This is a genomic window from Ewingella sp. C233 (assembly GCF_055407225.1).
The window spans coordinates 1-7,088 of record NZ_JBUZRI010000012.1; the positions used below are offsets into that span (position 1 = coordinate 1).

A 7,088-nucleotide genomic window follows, 5' to 3' on the forward strand; every position below is an offset into this window, starting at 1 on the left:
TACCGGTATTGTCACTATCAACATCACTAAGCTGGCTGAAGAACTCAGTCCACGGAATGAAGATGGCCAGATCATCCCTGAAACTGCCGTGACGGTATCTAGGGTGTCGCGTCTGATAGACGAATTGGCGAGGTTTGGCATAGTCCTTGCGCCTGAAACTGAGTGGGATTAGGGGTTTGAGGGCCAATGATGCAAAAAACCACGCTAAGAGGTTAGTTCATTGTTTATATTGAGATTGTTAGGTACTGCGTTTGCAGCCACTTCAGTCGTCATGGGGGGAGGGACAATGGAACGCAACACCAAGTAGATTGATGGCATAAAGTTCCTTCAATTCCGATCTGCTCTCCCGCTTTCATTTTCTGCTGCAGATCACTTTTGTTGCCATTCCTTTACAACAGCTTCCCAATCGACAGTTCTCTCGACCAACTTCCCATCCGCATACTTTCTTGTCCAAACATCCCAGAAGTCAGGGTCATCAGAATGAGGTTGCTGCTCTTTCGTCAAATTTTTCATTTTAACTAGGACAGGAAGTTCAGATGCCCAGCCCATCAGTATTGCATGTTGGGATGGTAATGAAGGTAGTTCACGGAGTAATCCTCGCAAATTATCAGGTACCATTTTATGAACTTGCTCCTGATCTTTGTCGTTACTAATTCGATGCAAAAGAAAAGTATTACATTGAGACAAAACCGTAGGTGATAACTCTGATGGTCGTTGTGAGGAAATCACCATACCAAGACCAAACTTTCTGCCTTCTCGTGCGATTTTCTCAAACACTTGGCAGCAAACGGCTGCGACATCCTGATTTTCAGAGTCATCACGATACCGTTTAATAAATGTATGTGCTTCTTCAGCGACAAGTACCGTAGGTAAAGATTTATTATATAGCCGCCTATAACGTTGCAATGATTCAAACACAATCCTTGAAATAACAGCTGTCACAAGATGAGTAATTTCTGTTGGTACTAAAGAAAGATCAATAATTGAAACACAGCTATCATCATCGCCGGTTCCATCCTTTCCAATATAAGTTTCTAACCAATTGGCTAAGTCAACTCGGTGCTCTGAGTCATTGGTTATAGGTTTCATTCTCGTATCAGCAAGCATTGTGCGTATCCTAGCCACTAAATATTCGACATATTGCTCACTGCCATTTTCCTGGGCTAATGCCTCTAAATAGGAAACTAAATTACCTCCGTCAAAAGGGACGGGGATGTCCTCATTTTTCGGAAGGAGTTCACACTCATTACCACCAAGGCTCTGAAATGAAGATAACATTCCATCTATGATGTTATCAACTGCGCTAACTTTAGCATTGTAATCTGGATATCTACCCTCTCTTTGCACACAAAAATCTTGAATAGAGACGATTAATTTATCTAGCTCTGGATGTGTAGTAACTAACCTTTCTTTATATTCTTCAAGACTCTGACGCCAAGTGTTAATTTTTGCCAAAAGATTTTTAGCACCTGGGAAATCATTAAGTGCTGCTGCACCTTTAGATTTATCCGCTTTTAAAGAAACTAAAATAGTACCTAAGTACTTTTTAACTTCTACATCTAAATTCGTTTGTAAATCAAACTCTTCATTTCTCATTGCTCTCAAAGAGCGCTTTAGTAATGGAAGTTGTGCTTTAGGACTTGCTTGCGTGAATGATGCCCATTCTGAACTATTCCAAAACCATGAAGGTACCTGTAATTGGTTTTCACCATCTTCTGCTTCAACCTTAAACACTCTGCCTTTAAATTTTGTAGTTGGCCCCAAAGCACGTGTATACTCGCCATTTGGGTCTAATATAATAAATCTTGCGTTTGGTTTTATTTCTGATTCCATTGCAGCCTCGAGTGACCACTGGATTAACCCTGCAACAGAACAAGACTTACCACTACCCGTATTACCAAGTACTGCTATATGACGACCAAATAATCTGTCGGGATCTACAGCCACATTAGCATTGTTAGCAAGTGGGCTTTGCCCAATAATCACCCGTCTATTATTACCAGACTCGACAATTGATCTAAGCTGTAAATCTGTTGGTAGTAAAATAGCTGAACCAATAGAAGGAAATGATTCAGAACCGCGTTGAAATATAAAATAATCAGTACCATCTTTTGAAAAACGTTTAAGATTCCCTACCGGATTTAAACTTATTTTTTTTCGAGGGAATGGCAGATTTACTAAACCAAAATCTTGGATATCCCTTTGTTTGGGATAAGGCGAATGCTCAACTGCAAGCCACTCTATTTGCCCAACTAAGTAACCATTGTCACATGAGACTAATACATAGCTGTTTACTCTAGGAAAATTTCTAGGTGTTCCTGCATTCAAAGCGACAGAATCAGGCGAGTCGATATCTAATAGTGCCCTAATCTCGTTGGGTGAAACAAAATCGACAGTGCCAACCCTGAGTTGCTCACCTTGTTCAATGGGGAATGAGTTCATTCAGCATCCTCACTATTATTTGGTTTTGTTGCACGATATAAACCTCGTGATTTTAATAGCTCAGCCATACGAATTGATGATCTGTCTATCGCGGCTTTAGGAAGATAAAAATCAACTAATTTTTTTAGATCTCCAAAATGATCTCCCAGCAATAAAGATATTTGAGCTTTTCTTCCACTATCATTTATAAAACGCATAATTCTTCCAAGCGGATCACCGTAAGCAATTATGACTATATGCGTTGAGGGGATTGTCAACATATCAATTATAAGCCGATTTATATGCTCATCTCCAAAACTATAACCATATGTTACCAAGGTGCTATTAGGACGACATGTTGCAGATGCTAAATCCCTAAATAGCTCAACATAAGGATATTCAGATGTTTCACGGTCTTTAACTGAATTTGGATAAATCATTAATTGTTGATAATTTGCAGTTCCGGCTGTTTCCACTTGTAAAAAGGGTTCAACCGAGCTAGCTCCAAATGGCAATCCAAAACGCCTTATAGCCCCTTCAGTAGCATACCAGTCCAATGAACCATGTAATTTAGTAAAGCGCGCCACACCTTCCAAATATCTTGGTTCACCCCGAATACCTGGTGGATTGTAATGATAATCCACTTCTAATCGCGAAGATCTAAAAATCGGCGCTATGGTACCGACAAATCTGTCAATTAAACGAAGACCTGCTATTTCAGCGCCCGTTTCAATTATTCTGTCGTAATTTGTCGTAAAAATATGTAATCGATCCCTAGTTGCTGTTCGACTTGAAAAACTCATCAAAAAACTCACTAAATAATTAAACGTTTCTGTTTTTAAATCATTGCTTGCATCACGAATTAATTTTTCCCCATGACTAACTGAGTCCGAAAATAATTTCAGACATCTTGTTAGCTCATTATTTAACTCTACTAACTCACTTTTTAAATTTCGATATGGGGGAGCACCTGGTGGAGGTAGTGGAACCGGTAGGTTTTGTACCGTTAAAATCTCTAATCCTTTAATCAACTCATTAATTGAACGAATCTGATCTTCAATATTACCCTTTCCCCTTCCTGAGGCGTCTGCTGTTTTAGCTACATAACTGTCTATTTCAGCCTTACAAACTTTGAGATCTTCAATCCATCCCATACCTTGAGGTTTGGTGCCGGTCGCTGACTCTTGAATAGCCGAACTAAGGCCAGCGCCAATAAGTATATTTAAGTGTTCAGACTGAAAAAGGGCAGTTAACCAAGGTTCTACTCTTGAACGCAAAAAGTCAGGAGTGATTTTATCTTCTGGTTTTGCCCATGCGCAGTGTCCAACGACTTTAAATGCACCAACTTCGCTGTGTGGGTCCAACTGAACCGGAGATTGGTCATCTCCAAGCTTTAAATATTGACTCAATTTGAATACATCCTTTTTTCGAGTTTAAACATTGCTAAATAGAAGCCGTTCAGGCATTTAAGAATGCTCATCTTTCTTATTTATTATTGGAAAGATGAATATTGTTAGTAACCGTTTTTCTTTTCAGCCTAAAATACGTCGCCCGTGATATACCCGTTTTTTCCATTACCTCTTTAACTTGTACGTCCTTATTGATCAATTCATTAGCTAATTCAGCCTTTTTATGAGGCTTTCTTCCAAATTTGACGCCCTTAATCATAGCTGCCTGCCGCCCATCGTTAGTTCGCTCCAAGATCCTTTCACGTTCCGCCTCGGCAACAGCTGCTAATATCTGGATAACCATTTTTCCCATAGTGCCTTCAGTACTAAGCCCGTTCTCAAGAAAGCGAATAGCGATGCCTTTTTTATAGCAAGTATCCACGATGCGAATCATATCTGCGGTATTACGTCCAAGGCGATCCATTTTAGTACAGAGAATAATGTCATCTTTCTCCGCTCTGGCAAGGAGTCGCTGTAGCCCTTCGCGCTCATCAGTTGCTCCCGACATCATGTCAGTAAACACTCGATCATCCCTCACTCCCGCTGTGTTGAGTTCAATAATCTGGCTCGTCAGTTTCTGATGGCTGGTTGATACTCTTGCATACCCTAATAATGCCATTTTGGTCTCATAAATCGATATTGATACTGCGTAGTATCATAAGGCATAAATCACGATTTTTGATACTTATGTTTAGGGCCGTTTTCATTGGTCTCAAAAATTATAATATTTGAGACGGTTAAAAAATGAACAGAACTCCCGTTTACGAAAGGATGCGCAATGAGTGATGACTTTCTTACCAGCGAACAGACAGAAAACTACGGTCGCTATGTGGCAGACCCAAATGAGGTTCAGCTGGCTCGGTATTTTCATCTGGATGAGCGTGACCTTGCTTTTATTAATCAGCGACGGGGAAAACATAACCGGCTGGGGATTGCACTTCAGCTGACTACGGCGCGCTTTCTGGGAACGTTTCTTCCTGATCTCCTTCAAATTCCCTCATTCATCCGTTTTTACATTGCGGCACAGTTGAACATCAGCCGACCAGAGATCCTTTCCCGGTATGCTGAAAGAGACAATACCCGCTGGGAGCATCAGGGGCTTATCAAGCTCTATTATGATTATCATGATTTTGGTGATTTCCCCTGGTCATTCAGACTGAAGCGTTTGCTCTATACTCGCGCCTGGCTCAGCAATGAGCGTCCAGGTCTGCTGTTTGATTTTGCTACCGCATGGTTGCTGCAAAATAAGATCCTGCTACCCGCAGCCTCGACTCTGACAAGGCTGATTGGCGAAGTACGCGAACGGGCAAGTCGACGATTATGGCGAAGGCTGGCTTTGTTGCCTGACAGCTGGCAGAAAACACAACTGGACGGTTTACTTGAAATACCTGAAGGGCAGCGTATGTCGGTGCTGGAGGAGATGCGAAAAGGTCCTGTCACTATCAGTGGGCCGTCATTTACAGACGCCCTGGAGCGATATACCCGACTGCGTAGCATGGAGTTTTCCCGGCTGAATTTCTCCGGTCTGCCTGCCATCCAGCTGCGGAATTTGGCCCGTTATGCCGGAATGGCTTCGGTGAAATACATTTCAAGAATGCCTGACGAACGGCGACTGGCCGTGCTTACTGCGTTTGTGAAAGCACAGGAAATTTCGGCGCTTGACGAGGCCGTGGATGTGCTGGATATGCTTATTCTGGATATCACGCGTTCTGCAAAAAATATCGGGCAGAAAAAGCGGCTCAGGACCCTTAAAGATCTTGATCGTGCCGCGCTATTACTGGCACGGGCATGCACGTTATTACTTGATGAGAACACCGATGAAGCAGCTCTGCGGCAGGCTATTTTTCGCCGCATACCAAAGGACAAACTGGCTGAATCCGTCGGCAAGGTAAATGAGCTGGCGCGCCCGCAAGATACTCATTTTCAGGATGAAATGGTGGAACAATATGGACGGGTGAAGCGCTTCCTGTCCGCGATGTTGCGTGACTTACACTTTCAGGCCGCCCCGGCCGGGGAGCACACGTTGTCAGCAATCCATTATCTGGCCGAACTGAGTGGCTCAAAAAAGCGAATTCTCGACGATGCACCAGAGCAAATCATTTCCGGCCCCTGGAAACGTCTGGTCTACGACAGAGATGGTAGGATTCTACGAGCGGGTTACTCGCTGTGTCTTCTCGAGCGCCTTCAAGATTCTTTGCGCCGTCGTGATCTCTGGCTGGAGAACAGTGACCGGTGGGGGGACCCGCGTCAAAAATTGCTTCAGGGAGCTGAATGGCAGGCACAACGCATCCCGGTATGTCGGGCGCTGGGTCATCCATCAGACGGAACTAAAGCAGCAGAACAACTGGCTACGCGGCTTGATGACACATGGAAATCAGTGGCTTCACGTTTTGCCTGCAACGCAGCGGTCAGCATAAGCAATGAAGGTAAGCATCCCTCACTGACGATTAGCAGTCTGGATAAACTGGATGAGCCACCGGCACTGATACAATTGAATCGTCGGGTAAGAGAACTGATCCCTCCGGTTGATCTGACTGAGCTGTTGCTTGAAATAGATGCCCGAACCGGTTTTACCCGCGAATTCAGCCACGTCAGTGAATCAGGTGCTCGGGCGCAGGATCTCCAGGTCAGTCTGTGCGCAACACTGCTGGCAGAAGCCTGCAATATAGGGCATGAACCCCTGATAAAGCATAATATTCCCGCGCTTACTCGCCATCGTCTGAGCTGGGTTAAACAAAATTATCTCAGGGCAGAAACGCTGGTCAGCGCTAATGCACGGCTGGTTGATTTTCAGTCCACGCTGCCGCTCGCGGGGTACTGGGGAGGTGGTGAGGTTGCCTCCGCAGATGGTATGCGTTTTGTCACACCGGTTAAAACGGTTAATTCCGGACCAAATCGTAAATACTTTGGTTCAGGACGCGGTATCACCTGGTACAACTTCGTCTCCGATCAGTACTCCGGTTTCCATGGCATTGTCGTTCCCGGTACGCTTCGTGATTCCATCTTTGTACTGGAAGGGCTTCTGGAGCAGCAGACCGGGCTGAATCCGGTAGAAATTATGACGGACACGGCAGGATCCAGCGATATCATTTTTGGCCTGTTCTGGTTACTGGGCTACCAGTTTTCCCCTCGTCTGGCCGATGCAGGCGGGGCGATATTCTGGCGGGCAGATAAAACGGCACATTATGGTGCCCTGAATGAGCTGGCCCGGGGATGTGT

The 7,088-nt window shown here is 44.2% G+C and carries 4 protein-coding genes; 1 reads left to right on the plus strand and 3 read right to left on the minus strand.

The genetic code is table 11. The features are described 5' to 3' along the window. Positions 1-369: 369 nt before the first annotated feature. The 3 genes from ACZRKO_RS22585 to ACZRKO_RS22595 all read right to left on the minus strand — a co-directional run bounded on the left by ACZRKO_RS22585 (position 370) and on the right by ACZRKO_RS22595 (position 4,488). On the minus strand, positions 370-2,442 hold the full coding sequence (locus tag ACZRKO_RS22585; RefSeq protein WP_001084041.1) for an ATP-binding protein: 2,073 nt from the start codon (positions 2,440-2,442) through the stop codon (positions 370-372). Continuing rightward, positions 2,439-3,830 carry an SIR2 family protein gene (locus ACZRKO_RS22590; RefSeq protein WP_000085084.1) on the minus strand — a complete coding sequence of 464 codons (1,392 nt, stop codon included), beginning with the start codon at positions 3,828-3,830 and terminating at the stop codon, positions 2,439-2,441. Before ACZRKO_RS22590 ends, ACZRKO_RS22585 begins: the two co-directional genes overlap by 4 nt. Before the next feature lie 76 nt (positions 3,831-3,906). Further along, positions 3,907-4,488: a recombinase family protein gene (locus ACZRKO_RS22595; RefSeq protein ID WP_463739326.1), complete on the minus strand. Its 582-nt coding sequence runs from the start codon at positions 4,486-4,488 to the stop codon at positions 3,907-3,909. A gap of 159 nt (positions 4,489-4,647) precedes the next feature. Here ACZRKO_RS22595 and ACZRKO_RS22600 point away from each other — a divergent pair. Continuing rightward, positions 4,648-7,088 (plus strand): Tn3 family transposase (locus tag ACZRKO_RS22600; protein WP_463739327.1); only part of this gene is annotated, 2,441 nt, incomplete at its 3' end.

Coding starts and splice junctions, on each gene's coding strand:
- ACZRKO_RS22585 (WP_001084041.1), bottom strand. CDS start 2,442: ATGAACTCATTCCCCATTGAACAAGGTGAGCAACTCAGGGTTGGCACT.
- ACZRKO_RS22595 (WP_463739326.1), bottom strand. CDS start 4,488: ATGGCATTATTAGGGTATGCAAGAGTATCAACCAGCCATCAGAAACTG.